Source organism: Bacillus sp. EB106-08-02-XG196 (assembly GCF_013396335.1).
GTDB lineage: Bacteria > Bacillota > Bacilli > Bacillales > Cytobacillaceae > Neobacillus.
On the sequence record NZ_JABWSY010000001.1, the window covers coordinates 501,473 to 523,316 of the forward strand.

Annotated in this window: 18 protein-coding genes; 6 read left to right on the forward strand and 12 right to left on the reverse strand. The window is 41.2% G+C overall.

What is annotated here, in order from left to right:
• Positions 1-22: 22 nt before the first annotated feature.
• From MLOOGBEN_RS02385 to MLOOGBEN_RS02425, 9 genes are all read right to left on the reverse strand, one after another.
• Positions 23-1,417, reverse strand: coding sequence for a C69 family dipeptidase (locus MLOOGBEN_RS02385; protein ID WP_179156650.1), 1,395 nt, complete (start codon positions 1,415-1,417; stop codon positions 23-25).
• Positions 1,418-1,481: 64 nt separating this feature from the next.
• Positions 1,482-4,112: a glycoside hydrolase family 38 N-terminal domain-containing protein gene (locus tag MLOOGBEN_RS02390; protein WP_179156651.1), complete on the reverse strand. Its 2,631-nt coding sequence runs from the start codon at positions 4,110-4,112 to the stop codon at positions 1,482-1,484.
• A gap of 85 nt (positions 4,113-4,197) precedes the next feature.
• Positions 4,198-5,226, reverse strand: a complete 1,029-nt coding sequence (locus tag MLOOGBEN_RS02395) for a PTS fructose transporter subunit IIC (protein WP_179156652.1) — start codon at positions 5,224-5,226, stop codon at positions 4,198-4,200.
• A 20-nt stretch (positions 5,227-5,246) separates the two neighbouring features.
• Positions 5,247-5,555 (reverse strand): PTS fructose transporter subunit IIB, encoded by a 309-nt coding sequence (locus MLOOGBEN_RS02400; RefSeq protein WP_179156653.1) that lies wholly within the window; start codon positions 5,553-5,555, stop codon positions 5,247-5,249.
• A gap of 16 nt (positions 5,556-5,571) precedes the next feature.
• A complete protein-coding gene (locus MLOOGBEN_RS02405; RefSeq protein ID WP_256988801.1) occupies positions 5,572-6,090 on the reverse strand; it encodes a PTS sugar transporter subunit IIA in 519 nt (172 codons plus the stop codon).
• 346 nt (positions 6,091-6,436) lie between these two features.
• A complete protein-coding gene (locus MLOOGBEN_RS02410) occupies positions 6,437-6,973 on the reverse strand; it encodes a DUF2179 domain-containing protein (RefSeq protein WP_179156654.1) in 537 nt (178 codons plus the stop codon).
• Between the two features lie 29 nt (positions 6,974-7,002).
• The gene (locus tag MLOOGBEN_RS02415; protein WP_179156655.1) at positions 7,003-8,136 is read right to left on the reverse strand and encodes a M24 family metallopeptidase; all 1,134 of its coding nucleotides are present in this window, start codon (positions 8,134-8,136) and stop codon (positions 7,003-7,005) included.
• Positions 8,137-8,411: 275 nt separating this feature from the next.
• On the reverse strand, positions 8,412-10,460 hold the full coding sequence (locus MLOOGBEN_RS02420) for a CocE/NonD family hydrolase (protein ID WP_179156656.1): 2,049 nt from the start codon (positions 10,458-10,460) through the stop codon (positions 8,412-8,414).
• A 45-nt stretch (positions 10,461-10,505) separates the two neighbouring features.
• Positions 10,506-12,041: a BCCT family transporter gene (locus MLOOGBEN_RS02425; protein ID WP_179156657.1), complete on the reverse strand. Its 1,536-nt coding sequence runs from the start codon at positions 12,039-12,041 to the stop codon at positions 10,506-10,508.
• 181 nt (positions 12,042-12,222) lie between these two features.
• Between MLOOGBEN_RS02425 and MLOOGBEN_RS02430 the strand changes: the two genes are divergently transcribed.
• Positions 12,223-12,900 (forward strand): TetR/AcrR family transcriptional regulator, encoded by a 678-nt coding sequence (locus MLOOGBEN_RS02430; RefSeq protein WP_179156658.1) that lies wholly within the window; start codon positions 12,223-12,225, stop codon positions 12,898-12,900.
• 119 nt (positions 12,901-13,019) lie between these two features.
• Here the strand turns inward: MLOOGBEN_RS02430 and MLOOGBEN_RS02435 are convergent, their stop codons facing one another.
• Positions 13,020-16,076 (reverse strand): efflux RND transporter permease subunit, encoded by a 3,057-nt coding sequence (locus MLOOGBEN_RS02435; RefSeq protein WP_179156659.1) that lies wholly within the window; start codon positions 16,074-16,076, stop codon positions 13,020-13,022.
• A 238-nt stretch (positions 16,077-16,314) separates the two neighbouring features.
• The gene (locus tag MLOOGBEN_RS02440; protein WP_179156660.1) at positions 16,315-16,608 is read right to left on the reverse strand and encodes a hypothetical protein; all 294 of its coding nucleotides are present in this window, start codon (positions 16,606-16,608) and stop codon (positions 16,315-16,317) included.
• Between the two features lie 276 nt (positions 16,609-16,884).
• On the opposite strand from MLOOGBEN_RS02440, the gene MLOOGBEN_RS02445 reads away from it, so the two are divergent.
• Together MLOOGBEN_RS02445 and MLOOGBEN_RS02450 are read left to right on the forward strand one after the other, a co-directional pair.
• Positions 16,885-17,307, forward strand: coding sequence for a VanZ family protein (locus tag MLOOGBEN_RS02445; RefSeq protein WP_179156661.1), 423 nt, complete (start codon positions 16,885-16,887; stop codon positions 17,305-17,307).
• Between the two features lie 94 nt (positions 17,308-17,401).
• The gene (locus tag MLOOGBEN_RS02450) at positions 17,402-17,932 is read left to right on the forward strand and encodes an NUDIX hydrolase (protein WP_368737744.1); all 531 of its coding nucleotides are present in this window, start codon (positions 17,402-17,404) and stop codon (positions 17,930-17,932) included.
• A gap of 165 nt (positions 17,933-18,097) precedes the next feature.
• Here the strand turns inward: MLOOGBEN_RS02450 and MLOOGBEN_RS02455 are convergent, their stop codons facing one another.
• Positions 18,098-18,640, reverse strand: a complete 543-nt coding sequence (locus tag MLOOGBEN_RS02455; protein WP_179156662.1) for a TcaA NTF2-like domain-containing protein — start codon at positions 18,638-18,640, stop codon at positions 18,098-18,100.
• A 348-nt stretch (positions 18,641-18,988) separates the two neighbouring features.
• Here MLOOGBEN_RS02455 and MLOOGBEN_RS02460 point away from each other — a divergent pair, with 348 nt between their 5' ends.
• The 3 genes from MLOOGBEN_RS02460 to MLOOGBEN_RS02470 all read left to right on the forward strand — a co-directional run bounded on the left by MLOOGBEN_RS02460 (position 18,989) and on the right by MLOOGBEN_RS02470 (position 21,776).
• The gene (locus tag MLOOGBEN_RS02460) at positions 18,989-19,492 is read left to right on the forward strand and encodes an Lrp/AsnC family transcriptional regulator (RefSeq protein ID WP_179156663.1); all 504 of its coding nucleotides are present in this window, start codon (positions 18,989-18,991) and stop codon (positions 19,490-19,492) included.
• Positions 19,492-20,700, forward strand: a complete 1,209-nt coding sequence (locus MLOOGBEN_RS02465; protein WP_179156868.1) for an aminotransferase — start codon at positions 19,492-19,494, stop codon at positions 20,698-20,700. The genes MLOOGBEN_RS02460 and MLOOGBEN_RS02465 overlap by 1 nt, the downstream gene beginning before the upstream one ends.
• A 167-nt stretch (positions 20,701-20,867) precedes the next feature.
• Positions 20,868-21,776 (forward strand): DMT family transporter, encoded by a 909-nt coding sequence (locus MLOOGBEN_RS02470; RefSeq protein WP_179156664.1) that lies wholly within the window; start codon positions 20,868-20,870, stop codon positions 21,774-21,776.
• The last annotated feature ends 68 nt before the right edge of the window (positions 21,777-21,844 follow it).

A 21,844-nucleotide genomic window follows, 5' to 3' on the forward strand; every position in this document is an offset into this window, starting at 1 on the left:
CCCCCCTAAAACGAATAAGAAATTATGATGATAACAGCACTGAATTTATCTGAACTCGAACTTCGTCTATTGCCTCAAGTGCTTCTTTTAAACATTCATTTGAAAAAGCAGTAACAAGACCAATTGCTTCTTTTCGTTTACCGGTCTTATTTAGAAGAGCTGCTTCCTCCTCGATATCACGGATTAACGTAACCCATTTTTGTTCTAAAGGATCAAATACTTTTCTAGCAATTTCCTTATTCTTACTAAATAAAGTTCCATTTTCATTGCCTTTTAATTCATCAAGCAGAACACGGAATTTCCACCAGTAGGAATCCTCTGTTGATTGATCATGAGCTGATATTGTCGGATTGACTTTCTTGACTCGAACTGTTCCGGCATTCGAGAGTAATTCTGGAAAATCCTGTTCACACAAAAAAATCGGCAGATATAGACCTGTACACGGAGTTGCTGGTGACCACCAAATCAACGGTAAATGCCACTCATCCTTTGGAAGCTCAAATATCGTTGAAGAAGCCGTGATTCCCCATGTGAAATTAGCTGGAGATGAATGCATACAAATGGTTTGAAAATCAGGTAGAGCTGCATTAAAAAATGGTCCCTCTAGAAAGGTATCTTCATAATGATCGCGTAAAATACACTTTATCCAATTCACATCAACCTGACCACTTTTCTCCGAAAGTAATTGCTTGGTACGCTGAACTCGAATATGGGAAACCTGCAGTGCATTTGTGAAATCGGTATATGCATAGGCCGCATCAAAATTTCCATCACCTTCAATCCAACCAGCATTAACTGCTTTTTCAAGAAAGTGCTCACTACACAAATCCCAGTCCTGACGAATACTCATTTCATTTGAAATTGAGTGAAAATTGTCTTGAATTCTCCTTGCAGCCCACTGATGGTCGATGGTTTCTAAAACCCAAGCTTCATTTGAATCTGCGATAAGGAAAGAATTATTGTAAGGCTTCTCTTCTCCCACAACAGCAGTTCCCCATTGACCGTATTCCTCCACTAATTTAGTGATAACTTCTAAAGCACCCTTCGCCGTTTTCCCTCTTTCCAGACCAAGTCGGACAAGCTCCATTCCTAGAATCCCTTTTTGTTTATCTGGATTGGCAGCACTATCTTTTAAATCCTTTGTAAAAATGGCCTCATTCCCAATTGCAACACCGTATTCATTCATACCCTGCTCATAGCCCCAACACCAAAAAGGGGAGGAACCGATGGTTAAATAAGTTTCCTCGAATTGTGGGATTTCAACATATGCTAATGGTACGATATCAGGATTTTTATAGGATTTACGCTGATTATATACAAGCGGCTGACTTTCATTTGCTGGCCGATCACTGTTCTTCGCAACCAGCATGCTAGCTGAACGTGTATAATTTGGCAGCACAACTAAGTTATCGCACATCTCTACCCCTCCAGATTTAAAAAGAAAGAGATTCCCCCAAATACTTAAGAGGGCTCTCCTCACCTTAAGATAATTGAAAACTAAAGATTTCGTTTGGCTTAATGCCTTTCAAGCTTATTTCATTGTTGTTAATTTGTATCCTCTCATCCATATCAGAAAGAGGAGTTTCATTCAAATTAACAAGAGTAATCGCTTTGAAAAAAATCTGATTAATTCCGACCTTTGCCAAGGCAATAGGTTGATTGGTTGTATTGTAAATCCGAACTAGTAAACTATCATTATTCTCAGACTTTTTAACAGCACTTAGCGCTAATCCATTATCATTTAATGTAATGAACGTTGACTGATCCTCTAACGAAGCAGCCGCTGACTTCACATTAACCGGAAGTGTAACAAATGGAGTAGTGAATTCACTGGCTTTACGTGCTACACCAGCCTCAATTTCATTGCCAGCGTGAGCGACAATCGAATAGTTCATTTCATGCTTTCCTAGTAATAAACTATCTGGTGTTTCTACATGTAATCCTGAACGTCTTCCAGGACGGTCAACTAAATCCTGCTTACCCATATAATCGGTTCCTGCTAGAAGGGTTAGTGCAATCGTTGGCTTTTCAGCATGTAAGATCTCATATTGAGGCAGCCCTTTATTGAGAATAGCAATCCCTTTTTGTTCCTCCGATACATCTACAAATTTCTGCTGCGGGTAAATCGGGTAATATTTCTCTTCCCAGTTTTCCTGTTCCCAGTATTCAACTTGTTCTAAATAGTTATCTCGACGGATGGTCCCAAATTGCTGGTCAGCTATATGTGTTTTTGTTTGAAGTCCAGTATCAAATAGAGCACGAATTCGGTGGTTTTTCACAGTATTATCAATCACGGTTTGAATATCAACACGATCTTCATAACGATTAACACTTACATACGTCTCGATGGCAGAGGCTTTCGTTTCTCCTGAACGACCATTAACATCTGTATCAACAGGGAATTCCATTTGATAAACAATCTTAACCGTCGCATAAAGAGGTCCGTTATGAACAACACTTATTTCAGGTGCTGCGTCTTTGGTAGAAATCAGGATATCTTCACGCGGCAGTGAGAAATCATATTCATCCCCCGCATTTCCGCCTTCTTCAAAAATATTTAACCCTGTAAAAATGACACCTGATTTTTCTTTAATCGTGAGTGACCCATTGTTTTCAATGCTTACTTCCATGAATTCATTGAAAAACTTTCCATTCTGGTAAACATCCGCATACGTATTGGCAATCGGAGCTTTTTCTTTCACGTAGTACGTACTAAATCCGAAGCCGTCTACTTCTGCAGCAAATTTAATTTTCGTTGTAAAAACAAATTGATCAACATTTTTCACACCAATTTCAATTTGTTTATCATTTAAATTCTCTTCTTTAGTTTCTAAAATCTGATAAGGTACCTCGTTGCCCTTTGAGTCAACAATGGTAAATTCATTTGATGTTAAGTGCAGCGTTGCCTCTGCGAGATTTTTTCTTTTTTGTCCGAGTGTATTAAAAACGACTAATGGAACACCCTCACTCTGGAAGTTTATTGTTCGCAGTAAGTCATGTGTCGCTGTTTGCTGAACCGACTCGCCAATCTGCTTAGCAAATTCATATCTCATATCCATTTCTTGATGAGTTGCATCAGTACAAACATTACAAATAGAATCATGGGCATGATTTTGCATCAAATACTTCCAGCCCTTATTAATGATGTCATTGTCATAATGATTACCAAGCAGAAAGGATACAGAGTTTAACGGCTCAACGTATTTTTCATATAAATTTTGAACTTCAAAATTTTTCTTTTTCAAATCTAAACGCGTCGAGGCAATGCTTACATGAACGCGCATATTTTTGCCCTTTCTAAATTCCCCTGAAAGGTTGTCAAGATTTTCCGCCTCGCGTTCAACCTCTTTCAAATAATCATGCAAAGTACTTAGCTTTACCTCAAAATCACTTCCGTTTTCAGCATAATGGTGATTTAAGTCTGCGATGATCTCAGGAAGATCTTTGTTAGCACTTCTTTGGTCAAATCCGCACATCAATAGCATATTTGAGGATGTAACCATCTCGTTTAATTTATCAGTATTCTCATCCATGACTTCTAAATTTTGTTTAAGATTGGTTGAAAGCATTCGACCATTTCCATAGCCTAATGGCAGATGGGTTGCCAATACCTTTGATCCGTCAGGTCCCTCCCACCAAAAATCGGTTTTTTCCGTTTCTTCATTGGTAATTCCGCGCCAAAACAAAGCATAGTTCATACCAAAACCGCTTAATACCTGTGGGATTTGTGCCGCTTGGCCAAAAGAATCTGGCAAATATCCAATTTGCATCGAAGGACCAAACTCATCACCAATTTGTTGACCGATTAATAGATTCCGTACAAGTGATTCTCCACTCGGTATAAATTCATCAGGCTGAATATACCAAGGGCCAATAATCAAACGGCCTTCTTCTACTAACTTGCTGATTCTGTAGTGACTTTTTGGTTTAATTTCTAAATAATCTTCTAAAACAATGGTTTGTCCATCTAGTAAAAACGAAGTATACGCTGGGGTCGTTTCTAAAAGCTCAAGTAATTCATCCATAAAGCGGATTAATTTCACACGATATTGCTGATAGGTTTGGTGCCACTCTCGATCCCAATGTGTATGGGAGATAACATGAAATTTCATAATAAAAGCCTCCAGAACCAATTTTTTGATAATAAAGAGAATGAGGGTCCTGTAACAGTACCCTCATGGAAAATTGATTTATAGTTTATACAGCTTCTTGAGTGTAAGCTACTTCTTCTTCTTCTTCGATATTCTTTTTTAACAATACAGTCATTAATGCTGTTACAACAATTCCAACTGCAAAAGCAAGTAAGAACATAAATGGTTTTACGAAGAAAGGAATAATAAATACGCCGCCGCTTGGAACTGGAGCTTCGGCACCAAATAAAAGTGCTAATGCACCGCCAACTGCTGAACCCACAACAATTGATGGAATAACTTGAAGTGGAGCACCTACTGCAAACGGGATTGCACCTTCAGTAATACCTGTTGCACCCATAATCGTTGTAGGAAGTGCACTCATTCTTTCTCCCACTGTGAATTTCTTAGGAGCAAGTCTTGTTGCAAGAGCTAGTCCAATTGGCGGTGTCATAATTCCAATCCAACATGCAGCCATTGGAGCGTAAATTCCTTCATTTAACATCCCAACACAGAAAGCAAACGCAACTTTATTAATAGGACCGCCCATATCAACTGCCATCATAGCACCAATAATTAAGCCAAGAACCAATAAGTTTCCGCCGCTCATAGATGTTAACCAGCCTTCTAAACCTTTAGAGAGAAGTGCAATTGGCTGACCAATAATATACATTAATAAGGAAACAATTCCGACACCTAATAACGGAATGACAATAATTGGTTTTAAAGCTGCTAAATATGAGTGCATTGGTATTTTCTTTAGGAAGTTAACAATATAACCTGCAATGAAACCCGCCACAATACCGCCTAAAAATCCAGCACCAATTTCATTTGCAATTAATCCACCGACCATACCCGGGGCAATCCCTGGGCGATCTGCGATTGAGTAAGACATATAACCCGCCATTACCGGAACCATTAAGGAGAAAACAAGAACCCCAGTTTCTACCGCTTTTTTAGCAAAACCTGATTCCTGTTCACCGCCTCCTAGTAAAAGACCCAGAGTTAGGAGTAAGCCACCGGCAACAACAAATGGCAACATATAGGAAACACCAGTCATTAAATGTGTTTTTACCTCTTCAAGGATTTTTTTCATCGTTTATATCTCCTCTTATTTTATTTTACAAGCTCAAGCGCTTTATTGATTAGACCTTGCGGATTTTTCACTGCTTCCGTAACAGGAACTTTAACAGTTGGAATTTCACTAAAACGATCTGATTTTGCAATTGCTGTATCAACCGCTAAAATTAGAACTTGTGCGTTTGCAACATCTTTAGCAGAAATAGAATTTTCAATTCCCATCGCGCCTTGTTTCTCAACTTTAATTTTGTGACCCATTTTTTTCGCTGTCATTTCTAAAGCCGCTGCAGCCATATTTGTATGTGCTACTCCTGCCGGGCAAGCTGTAATTGCAATAATATTCATGATAAAGTCCACCTTTTTAGTTAGTTTTTTGTGTAATAGATCCATCTAATAAGTTCAATATTTGTTCTGGTTGAGCAGCGTTCATAAGCTGATCGCGAAACTCATCCTCCATTAATTTTCCAGAGAGAGCAGATAGAATCTGTAAATGCGTAGTACCGCCTTCATCTGCCGGAATGGCAAGCATGATTATAAAATTAACAGGTTTTTCATCCAATGAATTCCATTCAATTCCATTTGCTGTTTTGCCAATGATGATACTTGCTGTTTTCACGTTATCACTTTTACAGTGGGGAATGGCAAAGCCATTGCCAAATCCAGTTGAAAATTCTGATTCTCTTTCCAGTACACCCTCAATAAATGCAGACTCAGATTTAATTCTTCCTTGTTGTCCGAGTAATGAAGTTAATTGAGAAATCACTTCTGTTTGGGTAGCAGCAGTCAAGTTTAACTCAATCAATTCTTCATTAATCAATGATTTGATTTCCAACACTTCACCTTCCATCTTGTTGTATTGTGCGTAGTCGTTTTCTTTCAATGTAAACCCTTTCAGCAGATAACGTTATCCTTTACAACTTGAATTCTATATTCTTTCGGGGACAAATAAAAATTAATTCTTTTCCGTATCCTTTAGGAAACGATTCCAATTCCTTTAGTAGCTAGTCTTTACAAGACCCAACCTGATATATCGTTATAAAAATAAAAAGGAATCCCTAATTTGGAATTCCTTCACGTTCGCTTCGCTTTTTTAAGGGAGGGTACAGTCACTGCACCATCTAAATAAGATTTATGTTCCATCCAAAAAGAAAAATGACAGGAAGTGACAAAACCTCACTGTCATTTAAGAATTAACTTGATGGCTATGGTGACAGGCACCAATCCCATTAAACAACTCTTCTTACATGATTGGAATTTGCTCTTTTTAGTAAAAAGCCGCCATCGAAATGTGTTGGTTCATACGAAATCATGAAGGCCTTTGGGGCAAACGAGAGAACCTGTTTTCTAAGCTTTTGCTCATTGTTTCGCTTCGTTAAAACTTTCATGGCTAACCGTTTCCCGTCTTTTCCGTCAGCCAGCCACGATGTTACCCCATACCCTTCCTCCCTAATTTTATCAGGAAGGTTAAAGTCCACAGAGTCGACGATTACCTCCAATACTGTGTAACCTAGTGCCAAATAGGATTCAATTTTACTTCCGATATAAACCCCGAGCCCCCAGCCAACACAGTAAGCAGCAATATTGAGCGGTTTATCAAGATTATCGAGAACAATCGTCAAACCCATCAAATAAACAAATACTTCCCCCATTGATAGAAATGAAGCAAGTACCTTGAAGCCTTTAATGACAAGAATGACACGCAGAGTAAACAATGAAACATAGACAATATTAATCCCAATAATAACAAGAATAATCGATGGCATAACTCCGCCTCCAAAAATGGCAATCTTCTTTAAAACATAAGAGAGTCAATATCTCTAGGGTATTGGGTGATGGAATAGCTTCCGTTTTTGGTTAAAATGACCGTATCGGAATGCCGGTACCCCCCTAATCCAGGAACATAAACGCCCGGTTCAATCGTATAGACCATCCCTTCTTGTAAAACCAACTCATTATCAAAACGAAGGTATGGCTCTTCGTGCTCCGACAGTCCCAACCCATGCCCGACCCGATGGTTTACATATTCACCGTATCCAGCCTTTTTAAAAACTTCATAGGAAGCTAGATCCACTTCACTCGCTGTGATACCTGGCCGAATCAAATCCATCGCAACCCGCTGTGCTTCGATTGCTACCTTTAAAAGATCCTTTTGTTTTTCAGAAGGCTGGCCGACAAAAAACGTTCGCTCATTTTCAGCCCTGTAGCCATTGAACCATACCTGGCGGCTATGAATGACCACATCACCATCCGCAAATTTCCTCGTACTTGAATACAGATGCGGCATTTCACTTCTTCTTATCCCTGAACACGTCCAGTTTTCATAGCCAATTAACTCCTCTGCATAGTCCTTTGAGGCAAGCTCCAGCAATAAGCGATCGCCATAAGAGTCAAATTCTAACTCACTGATTCCAGCTCTTACATGTTTTAGGGATTCCTCAATGGCATAATCTGAAAGCTTACCGGCAATTTTGAGCCTTTCAATTTCAAACTCATCTTTAATCGCACGCATATTCACAACCTTTTCACCGATATCCACTAACTTGAATCCAAATTCCTTCAGGTACAGATACACACTTGAAGGCAGAACTCCTGTTTCAACCCCAAGCCTCGTGCCAGAAGGGTATTTCTTTACTATTTTCGATAAATGGTCAAGATACGAAACCTCTCGATATCTCCTATCAATTTGCTCATAATAGACATATAGTTTATCGACATTGGCTTTTTCAGCAGCATGAACCTCTTCTAGTCCAGGAACAATGAGTTCCGTTTGCTCGGGACTGATCAGCGTAACAATCGGGCGAGAGTATGTGATTGCCCGAAAACCACTAAGATAATATTGATTGTCCGGCTCCCAAATCAAGCTTAACTCAATTTGTTTTTCAGACATAAAGCTTCGAAATGTCTCAAGTCTATTTTTTATATTCAACAGTAGAACCTCCTTATTTTTAAGGCTCTTTTCTCAAACATTGTTGGTATTAGAAGATTGATTGTGCCTTTTTTTCATTGGGAATCGACTTAACTTATGAGAAAAGAGCCTGCACACTTAATTCTAAAGCTCAAAATAGCTTATTCCAGGTTAAAATCGGCTTTTAGATTTTAACAACACTCTTCACGAAAACAGCCTTTCCTTAAAAGCACAGAAAAGCCCCCTGAAAAAAAACCTAGAGTTTTACAGAGGACATTTTAAAACCTATCATTCTATTATACAAAGTCTCGCGGAATCTCGGAATTCCACTTTTTCGTGAAAACCTGTTTCTTACCCTCAAATGCTGTAAGCTCATTTGTTATAAAAAATCGCTCCGCATCCGCCTTCATCGTACTTACACTTTCCAGACGGGTCTGCCATTCGCCGCGTCCTACATCCAGCGTCCACTCACAGCAAACCTCTGCGGATAAAGGATCACCCTCAGCAATCGTATACGTATTGCGGTTGGTGCTTCCATACTCGACCCCATTGCCCGAGAGACGACGTGCACCTTCATCCGAAAAGTCTTCAAGCACCCATACACCGTTAATAAGATCGTAGTGAACCTTGCGGGTACGGCTTTCTTCCCGTAAAATCTCCCGTTCTGCCACCCGAGCTGTCTCTGGTGCACCGAATGCCGGAAGTTCATGATCCCTCTCTTGCGGTGGACGAACCGGTAGAGTAAGGCGGGTTTGCTCGCTGCTGAATACCTTTAACGTGGCAGGTTCAGGCGACGGCCACGCATGCGGCCAGTAGTTTGGCGACAATGCAACCTGCCAGCGGTGTCCAGCTGGAAGTACATGACCAATGGCATTGAGACGAACCTTAACCGTATAGCGTTCTCCTGATACTAAAGGAGTTGGGTGCTCATGGCTGTCGCGATGAGTAAGATTGAGCATCCCCCAGCTGACCAAGGTTGCTGCCCCGTCCGGAGCGACATCACAGAGACGTACCGCAAGCAGAGCGTTCGGCTTATCTGACGCTAGGTCAACCGTAATCTCCGGAAAGCCGAGAATTTCCATTGGTGATTCGAGTGGTTCCGATGTAAAGCACACAGACTGCCCATTTTCAAGGCGCTGGTCGGATGCTAAATCACCCGGCTGCCCAAATGGACACCAAACACCCGCATAAAGCCCATGCGTCTGTACGCTTGGTACGATCGTTTCCCCTTCACCTGCAGGAGTTTCAAGTAATTGCTGGTCTTTTAACCAAAATTCTGCCGGAGCAATATTCGGTGGCGGCCATTCATTTTCTGCCACCCAGCGACCTGGGCGTTCTGGGTAATCGACCTTTGGAGGGACATGATCCTGCATCCAAGCCCGGAGCATCGGTTCCTCCATAATCCCCGTATCTATACCTTTTAGCCACTGATCCCACCAGCGCACGCATTCTTGAAGGAAGCCAATTGCCGGTCCTGGCACTGCAACCTCTGGATATTCGTGTGCCCATGGTCCAATTAAGCCTTTGCGCGGACCCGGCAGTCCCTCAAGCAGTCTGAGGATTGCATTGGTATAGCCATCTGCCCAGCCGCCGACGGCAAAAACCGGAATATTGATGTCCGAGTAGTTTTCACATACCGAACCTTGTTTCCAATAATTATCTCGGTGTTGGTGCTTCACCCATTCCTCGACAAATGGCGGAGTTTTCTCTAGCCGTTCCAGCCATGTGGAGCGCCACTCTTCGCCGACAACTTCAGGATCTGCCGGTCGGCCATTATAAACCAGCATTGTTGACGCCCACCACAGCATATCAGAGGCCAGCAGGCAGCCGCCCATGTAATGGACATCATCTGCGTAGCGGTCATCTGTGGAACAAAGGGTGATGATCGCCTTTAAGGCAGGGTGACGGCGGGCAGCCACCTGCAGCCCATTAAAACCGCCCCAAGACTTGCCAATCATCCCAACCGAACCTGTTGACCAAGGCTGTGACTCAATCCAAGTCAACACTTCTAACGCATCATCCTGCTCCTGTGGCAAATACTCATCGTACAGAATCCCATCAGAATCGCCAGAGCCGCGTATATCCACACGAATACTGGCATATCCATGACCTGCAAAATAAGGATGACGGATGGAATCTCTTAAGGCAGTAAAGTCATTTTTACGGTAAGGTAGATATTCTAGAATGGCGGGCACGGGATTCTGCTCTGCATCCTCCGGGAGCCAAATTCGCGCTGCAAGCCTGGTCCCATCTGACATCGGAATCCAAACATGCTCGATCTCACGAACCTTCCGTGGAAACTCAGTCTTAATCGAAAGTTGTGAATCACGTACATTAAAAACCATGGTATTACCCCCAAACTATTGTCACACTCTTTAAATTAGCTTGTATCATCCGGCCTTTTCTTCTAAGTCCGCCGTTTCTGAGACCTTCTTGTGGTCTTGCTTCAACCATCTCAACAGTGACACTGTTAATAAGATATAGATGATAATTACCGGTACTGACACGATAACCGATGAGGTTTGAATGACATTTAATCCGCCAATCATGAGTAAGGCAATTGCCATTACCGCTAAAATTGCTCCCCATAACAGTCGGTGCCAGCGAGCAGGCTCTTGCCCATCCTTTAACTCCTTTGTCGCGATTGCCGATAAAATGTAAGTCGCAGAATCCAAGGAGGTTGCTAGGAAAATAAAGCCTAAAATCACAAAGAAGATCAATACAACCGTGCTAATCGGAAGCGTTTTCAATACTTCGACCACAACAGCTGGACCACCCTGTGAATCTAGTATTTGTGTAATTGGCAGAATATCATTTAATTGCAGATGCATAGAATAACCGCCAAAGACAGCAAAATAGAGCCAGCTTCCTAGTGAACCCCATAAAAGAACGGAGCTGATCAATTCTCGAATCGTTCTGCCTTTTGAAATACGAGCAACGAATAACCCCATAAATGGAGCTGTCGCTGCAAACCAAGCCCAATAGAACACGGTCCATGCTTGCGGGAAGCCGCCTTTATTAATCGGATCTGTATAGAAGCTCATTTGGACAATATTTTGAAGCATTAAGCCGAAACTGTTTGTAAAATAAGATAAAATGAAGAGCGTTGGACCGGCAATCAAAACGAATAATGCAAGTGCTAATGCAAGGTACACGTTGATATCGCTCAGTTTTCGAATACCTTTATAAAGTCCCAGATAGGCACTGGAACAGTAAATCACTGTCCAGATTAAGATGATGATGATGCTTAAACCAAGTGATTGTTCCATCCCTAAAATTTCACCTATGACAGCAGAAATCATTGGAACACCTAAGCCTAAAGAAGTACCAAGACCGCCGACCAAGCTCCAAATCACGAGGATATCAATGATTTTTCCAACCCAGCCATCCGCATGTTTCCCAAGTGCTCCGCGGCAGGCTGTACTGATTTTTAACGAATGTTGTTTTTTAACAAAGAAGGAATAGGCAATTGTAACTGTTGGCAAGGCGTAAAGCGACCATGCCGATATCCCCCAATGGAACAATCCGTATGTAACTGCCCATTCTGCTGCTTCATTGGAATTCGCCTCAATACCAAATGGAGGTCCCATGTAATAGTAGATTGGCTCCATAATGGACCAGAACATGATACTGGTTCCCATCCCGGCACAAAACAGCATGGCTCCCCAACTAAAGGAAGAAAACTCAGGTTTCCCCTCACCCAGTTTAATTTTTCCATAGCGACCGAAAATCAGCCAAATCAAGACAATGAATAAACCTACCGTTAATAATTGAAAAGCCCAATCCAATTTAAAGGTGATGTCTGACATCAAGCTGCTTAACACCGGCTCTGCCGTTTCACGGTTAACAACTAACAATAATGTGGCTGCTACAATCACAATCAATGAAGACCAAAAAACGACCGGATCAATTTTTACCTTATCCAATTCCCTCAACCCCTTTTTAATAAAAAATATTTTCCAACCTTCCCCTTTTCGTGATATGATTGATTTACTAATCATGATTATTTTATAACTACGGTTATATTACCATAGCAGTTATTTTCTGACAATATAAATTTTCTAAAAATTCATTACTTTAAAAAGTCTTATTGGTGAGGAGATCGATATGAAAAAAAAGGAAATCCAAATGAGCAGGATGTGGAAGTATTTTGTTGATGCAACCGCTGAAATTATCGAGGAAGAAGGCATTGATAAGGTTACAATCAGGAAAGTAGCGGACCGGGCAGGCTATAATAGCGCCACGATTTATAACTATTTCACCGAACTTTCCCATTTAATCTTTTTTGCTTCGATGAAGTTTTTGAAAACATATACAGATGAAGTCGCTGCCTATATGGAGGAGGGAAAAAGTCCAATTGAAAAATATCTTTTGGCCTGGGAATGTTTTTGTAAGCATTCCTTCAAATCACCGCAAATCTTCCATGCGATTTTTATTATGGATTTAGGTGAACACCCGGAAGATTTATTAGCAGAATACTATAAGCTTTATCCAAATGATTTAATTAACATCCCGGAAGGATTAAAACCAATTCTCTTTGAGCGAAATATGAACAAGCGAGGCCTGACCTTATTACTGGAAGCAGCAGTCGAAGGCAATATAAAGGAAGAAAATATCGATGCCATCAATGAACTAACCATCCTCATTTGGCAAGGAATGCTATCAAACATCCTAAATAACCGGACACACCATGACATCGAAGCCGCCGAAGAAATAACCATGAACTATATAAACGAAATCGTCCGAAATCAACACCTATTTCACTTTCAAAAATCGATTCAATAATGTAATTTCATATGAAAAAGGGTCAACTTCAATTTTTTTTTGGTTGACCCTTTTTCTGTGAAGAAAGCTTTTTCATGCATGGGTTGGGAGGCGCTACTCATGCATGTTTTTATTCCATTTCACATCCGTCTGGCTTTCTTGTCAAACAAGCTATACATAACCGGTATTACAAACAATGTAAGCAGTGTACTGCTAATCATTCCTCCGATGACGGTTATGCCCATGGGCTGGTTGATTTCTGTGCCTTCTCCAATTCCGAGGGCGAGCGGGATGAGTCCTAGGATGGTGGTAAGGGATGTCATAAAGATTGGCCTTGCCCGGTCTTTTACCGATTCTACAATGGCGTCATAGGAGACCATTCCGCCTTCCTTTTTCTGATTGATAAAGTCGACGATGACGATGGCATTGTTAACAACAATACCAGCGAGTACAATGACCCCAATGATGACAGTCAGACTAATCGGACTCATCGTGCTGGTCAAGGCGAGTGCCACTCCTATCACCATTAACGGCACACTAAACATTATTACAAATGGATATTTTAAAGATTCAAATTGTGCAGCCATGACGAGATAGATAAACACAACCGCTAGAATAAGAGCGAGAATCAACTCATCGATGGATGAATCAAGCAATTCTTTCTCTCCGCTAAAAACAATCTCTGACTCCTCAGGAAGGTTAAGAGAGTCAATCTCCTGCTCGACCTTCTTTGAAATGGCACCTAAATTAGTGTTTGTTTTGTATTTCAAGGTAAACTGCACCGCACCCTGCTGGTTGATTCTTTGAATATCAACGGGTCCGCTTTTCACTTCAATCTTTGAAACCTCACCCAACGTCACATATCCTCCATTTGGTTTTTTCACAAGGAGACCTTTGAGGTGTTCCAGATTACTCGTAATCTTCCGGTCGTACTGAACAGATATACTGTGAATTTCACCTGTGTCCGAAATCATTTGCGCTGCCCTCGAACCACGGGTTACATCATTTACAATCATCGCAATCTGAGCAGGGAGTAATCCATGTCTCAATGCTGCTTCACGGTCAACACTTATCTGAACTTCATCCACTCTTTTCATTAAATCCGTGGTTAATTCATTGACTTCTTTTAAGTTTTTCAACTCATGATATATCGTGTCTACAGCCTTGGTTAGTCCCTTTGGATTGGTATCTCTGACACTAAAAGAGAGTGTATGCGGACTAGATCCCGTTGGTGACTGCATAATAAAGGATAGCTTCGCAGTCTGATTCGCCTCCACAGCCGCCTTCACTAACTTATCCTTTATATCATCGACAAATTGGAAGGTGCTTCGTTCCCGACTTTCCAATTCCTTCATTTTAATATAAAGTTCTCCCACATTGGCATTCGTTGTACCCCTAAAGGTTCCTTCCTGGGTGGTGCCAATTAAACCTACAAAGGTATCTACCTCTTGTTCATTTTTCAAACGGTCCTCAAGGGCTGCAACAACCTTTTCCGTTTCTGTTAAGGCAGCTCCATTTTCCAGTTTAATCCGAACACTAAAGAATCCCTCATCTGTGCTCGGCAAGAATTGTGTACCTACTGTCGTCAAGCCAAAAATACTAATACCAAGACAGACGATGGTGATGATGATAACGGAGCCGCGGTGCTGTAGTGACCAGCGCACACCTTTATCGATTCTTTTTATCCAGCTGTTTTTATGCCTCCTGTTTAAATAACTCCGTTTTGGTGCTTTTAGCAGCCTGCTTGCAAGCATCGGCACCACTGTCAATGCCACCACTAGCGATGCGAATAAACTAAAAGAAATCGTCAGTGCGAATTCAGTAAACATCTCCCCAATCAATCCGGTAATAAAGACCACGGGTATAAAAACCGATACTGTGGTTAAAGTCGACGCGGTGATGGCCGTCCCAACCTCTTTCGTTCCATCCCTTGCTGCTACAATCGGTTCTTTTCCCATCAAAAGATGACGGTAAATATTTTCAATCACTACAATTGAATTATCGACGAGCATTCCGATTCCGAGCGCAAGCCCGCCTAGAGTCATAATGTTTAAGGTGAAATCTGCAAAATACATGAGAACAAAGGTAACAATAACCGAGTACGGAATCGCAATCCCAATAATAAGCGGGCTCTTTATATTTTTTAAAAATAAGAATAACACCGCCATCGCCAATACCCCGCCAACAAGCAGAGAAGTAGATATATTTCCAATGGCCATCTGGATAAATTCCCCTTGGTCAAAAAGAATTTCAGATTCAATACCTTTGTACTTTTCTTTTTCTAAGAGCTTGTCCAGCTGTTTAAGAAACTCCTTCGAAACCGCAGCGGTATTGGAATCGGATTGCTGCAGGACACTGAGCAGCACCGATGGTTTTTGATTCATCCTCGTAATCGTATGGTCATCCAGTTTCGTTAATTCAACCGTGCTGATATCCTGAAGTTTGATTTTTTCACCCGTTAATGGATTGACACTTATAGTAAGGCCATTAAGAGTTTCAAGAGAATGAATGGAGCTGATGATTCTTGTTGTAAGCTCCTTCCCTTCTGTTAAAATCGTATCACCCGGCATCGAGATATGATTGGCTTTGATAAGGTCAACAATATCCGATTGACTTAGTTGAAATCTCCTCAGCTTTTCTTGATCCAGTTCAACTCTTACCTCTTGGGCGGAGGTGCCTGAAAGGTTAACACTGGCCACACCGGCAACCTTTGTTAGCTCGAGCTTCAATTGCTCCGCAAGCTCCCTTAAAGAGGTTTCATCCTTTTCTGAACGAAGGGACAGCTGAATAATCGGAAACATAGAAGGGTCAAACTTCAAGAACCGAGGCTTGCCAACATCATCAGAAAGCGGCGTCATATCAAGGCGTTGAAGAACTTCATTTTGAATTTCATCGATATCCGTCGCCCAGGAAAATTGCATTAATATGAAATTTGCACCTTCCTGAGAGGTGGAGGTCATGGTTTTAATCCCAGGCAGTGTAGCAAGGTTCTCTTCTAAAGGTTTCGTTACCTTCTCGACCACTTCCTCAGGACTAGCACCAGGATACGTCGTAACGACCACTCCTACCGGGGGATTAATCTCCGGAATCAGCTTCATCGGTATATTAAAAAGGGAAACACCCCCCATAATCAAAACAAAAAACATCGTAACAAGAGTAAAAATCGGCCGCCTAATCGAAAAATCACTAATCCACATCCAAACGCCCCTTCCACCAAGAAAAAAATCATCTATACCTATCATTATTTTCCAACCTTACTAAAATAAACATTATTGGGTGCCCTTTTCGGAGCCTCTTTTCGGTGCCTGTCACCATTAAAATACAAATGTCCTCCTTGAGTGGACATTTAGCTATCTGTACTAGTTTTCTACGCACAAAAATATAGAGAAGTGCAGGTTGCACTTCTCTTTGGCTGCGCCTGTTTCAACAGGCTGATTACAGTTTCCATTTTGGAAATTCTTTTACCTTTTGTTTTTCATACTCTGTCATTCTTGAGTACGAGTGTGAAAGTTTTGAAAGGATGTACCCCTGAGGGCTGGCGGTTTCTTCCTGATCATTAACCTCTTGCAGTTTAATATTAGTAAACATAATGGCTATTTGAGCTAAACTCTCGATTGTGTCCATCAATTCAGGGTTGTCATTGTAATTTTTCTTAGCAATTGCATAAACAGTATCCAGCCGGCTCCTAATGTGCTTTAGTGTTTCTGCGTCAAATTGGTCTTTTTTCATTACATTTCACCCCTTATTACTAAAGCATATGGAAATTTGGAGTATATGGAACGTAATAAAATAAATAAATATAGGCAGGAATAAACTGGTTCTCATAGAAAATTCCTATTTTAAAACCAAAAAGGCATTTTCTCAAAAAAATCAGAGAAAACACCACGGGCGGTGCCTGTCACCATTTATGCAGAATCTTTCATTTATGCAGTCATTTCGGCCATTTTATTCAGATGTATGAAACTTACTGGCAACGGTCAAGCTTGTTAGATGGGAGGTTTGATGATGCGGAGTTTGTTTATTTTGGTTTGGTGCGGTGTGATTTTGATGTTTACTTGTACGGTAAGTTTTCATGATTTAATTCATTTTGGAGTAGTACAGTTTCAATGGGATGTAAATCCACCATATTTAGAGTTCTTTTTACCCTTCCCCTCTGACGTTAGCAGGGACTTATTCTTACAAAAACTGGGTCATATTTTAGCCTTTCAATTTCTTACAATCCTGCTTTTAATGAAATACAAATCTAAGTTTCTCATCCTACTAACAGCATCCTCCTTTGCCGCTCTTACTGAATTTCTCCAATTATACTTTCACCGAGGTGGCAGAGTTTTTGATATTGGCTTTGATTTAATTGGTATATTGGTTCCATTAGCATTGGCTAGTATCTTCACTATAAGTCAATCAAGCAGGATGTCGGTGAAAAGTTAAAAGGTAATAAACTAGTTTCCTCACCTTTTCCCTTGAATTCCCTCTAGACTTAGGTAAAAATAAATAGATTAAGATATACAATGAGGTGGAATTAGTGGAGTGGAAAATTAACAAAGTTCAAAAGGATCAAGTAGATAGATTTGAAATTGTACAGGAAGACGTAACCCTTCCAAATCATACAGATATGCATTTTTCCTTTGTGAATTTTGCAAAAGGAGTTTGTATCCTTCCGATTACAGAAGATGGAAAGGTTATTTGTATTCGGCAATATCGCCATGCTGTGAAGGAATGGCAATGGGAATTGCCTGCAGGTGCTATTGATCCGGAAGATAATGAACCACTCTCCGCAGCTAAAAGGGAGTTAGAAGAAGAAATAGGCTGCCAAGCAAAAAACTGGATAGATTTAGGCAATGTTTATCCCTCACCCGGGTCCACAAGTGAACAAATATTCCTGTTTGCTGCTACTGACCTGATAAAAACAGAGCAACAGCTAGAAGCTACCGAGCAAATAGACTTACATACAATTGAAATGAACGAGTTACACCAGCTAATTAATTCCGGGGAATTCAAACACGGAGCAGGACTCGCAGCCATCCTTAGATATCTAATAAAAAATGAAGGCTAATAGAAAGAGGGTTTTCGGCACAACATGTGCCAAAACCCTTTTTTCTATTAAAGCCTTGCATCAACTGTCCGCCTTAGGTGGACAGTGTCCACGAGTGGTGAACACCTTTTAGGTGTCACCTTGGTGACAGGCACCTTCAACGGCACCAACCTCGGCGGCCCCCATCTATTCTACAACGGTGACTATTAAATCATGTATCAGCCAAACATTGGCGTCGTACCTTATGACTGTGTAGGTGTTTTTGAAGTTTTTGATTTCTTCTCTTCCTTCGCTTCCATAATGAATGGAATAGGTCTCTTGGACGAGGACTTCGTAGGTATCTTCTCCTGATTTAATCGGGGTCCCAATTTGGTATTGGATGATTTGCTCGGTAATTTGTCTTTCGTACAGGTCTAACACATAATCGATTTGCTCCTCGTACAACTGGCTTTCGGGATCGAGCAGATGTGAAATATAGACGAATGCTCCATCATTAACTGCCTTTTCAAAGTTCACAAGATACTCTTCCATCAAAAAGATTACAGCATTCTGATCAGCAGCCTCATCTAAACCACTTGAATTACCCCCTTGAGGAAAAGGTCCTCCTGGTGCAGGTCCTCCCCCCCTAGGAACTTCAATCACAGGAATCTTTGTAGGGTCTTCCACCTTGGGTTGATCATTAGAATTGTTAACCACAGGCGAAGCAGGTCCACTTCCAACTCCTGACACATTCTCCTCCTCATTATCACTGCATCCAGCTAAAAGTAGGAATAATAGTATGAGAAAAATGATATGGAAGAAATTTTTCATGTAATCCACCCCAATTTTATCAATAAATAGCCGCCCACAAAGAAGTAATGCTCCTCCATCATTTATTCTATTCAGCGGACAAAACCAACTATTCTGCATTTCGGAAGAAGAAGAAGGAACTTTACTGTCCGCCTCAGGTGGAAAGTGTCCACGAGCGGTGACAGGCACCCAGAGGGCACCCACAAAGGTAACAGAAAATATTTTATTTATTCTAACTTTGCTGTATTATAGTAATATTAAATTTGAACGTTTAGAGGAGGATATAGTATGAGGTTGTCTGGTGAGGAGTTAGAGGTTCTATCGATTCTCGAAGAGAATCATCGAATTCCTGTGGAAGATATTGCTTTGATGGTAAATTCGAGTGTGGAGGATGTTTCGGCGGTCATTAAGAAGTTAGAGGATGAAAAGATCATTGTGAGTTATCCTGCTTTGATTGATTGGAGTAAGGTGGCTGACAAGGAAAATATTGTAGCGATGATTGATGTAAAGGTGACACCGAAACGCGGGGTTGGTTTTGACGATGTTGCGGAAAGAATTTATCGTTTTCCTGAGGTGACTTCTCTTTATCTCATGTCCGGGGCGTATGATTTATCGATTACCATTGAAGGAAAAACGATGAGTGAAATCGCTAGATTTGTTTCGGAAAAGCTGTCGACGATAGATAATGTTATTTCTACCACCACTCATTTTATGTTGAAAAAATACAAGCATGATGGTGTCATCTTTGGCGAAAGCAATGACAAAGACCACCGGATGGTGGTTTCACCATGATGAAAGAACATCAACACTATTTATCGGAAATGGTGAAAGAACTCAAACCATCTGGAATACGGAAGTTTTTTGACCTGGCAGCCTCCATCAAGGGAGTCATTTCTTTAGGTGTCGGCGAGCCGGACTTTATCACCCCGTGGAGCATTCGGGAAGCAGCCATTCTCTCTTTAGAAGAAGGCTATACTTCCTATACGGCCAATCCCGGTTTATTAGAACTAAGACAGGAAATCTCATCTTACTTATATAGGCGGTTTGGTGTGCAGTATAACCCTATCGACCAAGTCATCGTGACTGTCGGTGCAAGCCAGGCGATTGACCTAACCTTTCGTGCGATTTTAAACCCGGGAGACGAAGTATTAATCATTGAGCCTGCTTTCGTTTCTTATGCACCATTAGTGACCCTGGCAGGAGGAAAACCAATTCCCGTCTCAACACACCCAAGTAATGGCTTTAAGCTGACACCGGAACAAATTGAAAATGCGATTACCAGTCGAACAAAAGCAATCTTGTTGTGTTCACCGAATAATCCGACTGGAACCTATTTAAACAAAGAGGAACTAACAAAGCTAGCAGCTGTGATTGAAAAACATGACCTGCTAGTGGTTTCCGATGAAATCTATGCGGAATTAACCTATGATGAAGAATATACGAGCTTTGCCTCGATAGAAGGTATGTATGAACGGACCATTTTAATCAACGGCTTCTCCAAAGGATTTGCGATGACAGGCTGGCGACTAGGTTTCTTAGCTGCCCCAAAGTCATTCACTGAACAAATGGTGAAAATTTTACAATATACCACCATGTGTGCCCCGATTATGCTACAGTACGGTGCAATTGAGGCGTTACGAAATACGTATCACGAAGTGGAAAGCATGAGAAGAAGTTACCGCAGAAGACGGAATTATATTGTCCAATCGTTAAACAAAATTGGTTTGGACTGTCACACTCCAGGCGGTGCATTCTACGTCTTCCCTTCTATTAAAAGTACCGGCATGACCTCTGAACAATTTGCAGAAGAGCTTTTGCTCGCTGAAAAAGTAGCCGTTGTACCAGGAAGCGCCTTTGGCGAGAGTGGCGAAGGGTATGTAAGATGCTCCTATGCCACTTCTTTGGAACAGCTTCAAGAAGCGGTAAAGCGCATCGAACGGTTCATGAACTCATTGGAACTGAAGGAAAATCGTGCCGAAGAGCTCTATTCGAATAATTAAGCACAGGCAAAAAGCGTCAACCCTTATTCAACAAAAGGGCTTGACGTTTTTTGTTTGTAACTGGAGAGTTTTGTTAGTGTCTAGAAATCCACAATTATGATAAGATTATTTAGATTTATTTTACAAAAAAAAAGCACCACCTATATATTCTAGAAAAGAGGATAGAAATGAACCAGCAAGATAATTCCCGCTCTATTGTCTTACCGCTCACCATTTCAATTATTGCGATATCGTTTTCCGCCATCTTTGTAAAATGGTCCGATGCACCTGCTTCGATTTTAAGTATGTACCGCATGATGTTTGCAAGTTTATTAATGCTTCCGATCGTTTGGAAAAACCGTGAAGAATTTAAAAAAATAACAAGCAAAGATTGGGTCTTTTTATTTTTTTCAGGTCTCTTTTTAGCACTACATTTTGTCCTTTGGTTCGGTTCGTTAAAATTAACGACCGTTGCAAGCTCAACGATTATCCTCGCACTTCAGCCAATTGTCTCCTTGGTCGCCGGTTACTTCCTATTTAAGGAACGCACCACACCTTCCGCACTGATGACTATGGGAATTGCGATTGTTGGGGCGATGATGATTGGCTGGGGTGACTTTGCTTTAAGTCAGGACGCCATCCTCGGGGATATCCTATCCTTTTTAAGCGTCATTGCGGTGGTTGGCTACTTAATGATTGGCCAAAGCATTGTGAAAAAAGTATCCCACTGGATTTATAGCTTTTGTGTATTTTTCATTGCGACGATCGTTCTAACAATCTATAACCTAAGTACAAGTGTTGATTTTGGCGGTTATCCAGCCAAGGAATGGGGGATTTTCCTTTTACTTGCCACCGTTCCAACAATCAGCCATATCATCAATAACTGGCTCTTAAACTATGTCAATGCTACCACCATTTCAATGAGTATTTTAGGCGAACCCGTGGGTGCGACGATTTTAGCAGTCTTGATGCTTGGAGAACACCTTGCCAGCTGGCAAATTGCCGGCGGAATGCTCGTTCTCCTCGGTGTCTTCTTCTTCTTAATGCAGCAGCAAAAAAAGTTTCATATAAAAGGGACCGTAAAAAGCGGTACTTAAAGGGAACCTCCATCCGGGGGTTTTCTGTTTATTTACAGGCGGATGTCCGTCGACATCCCCCTTGTCTT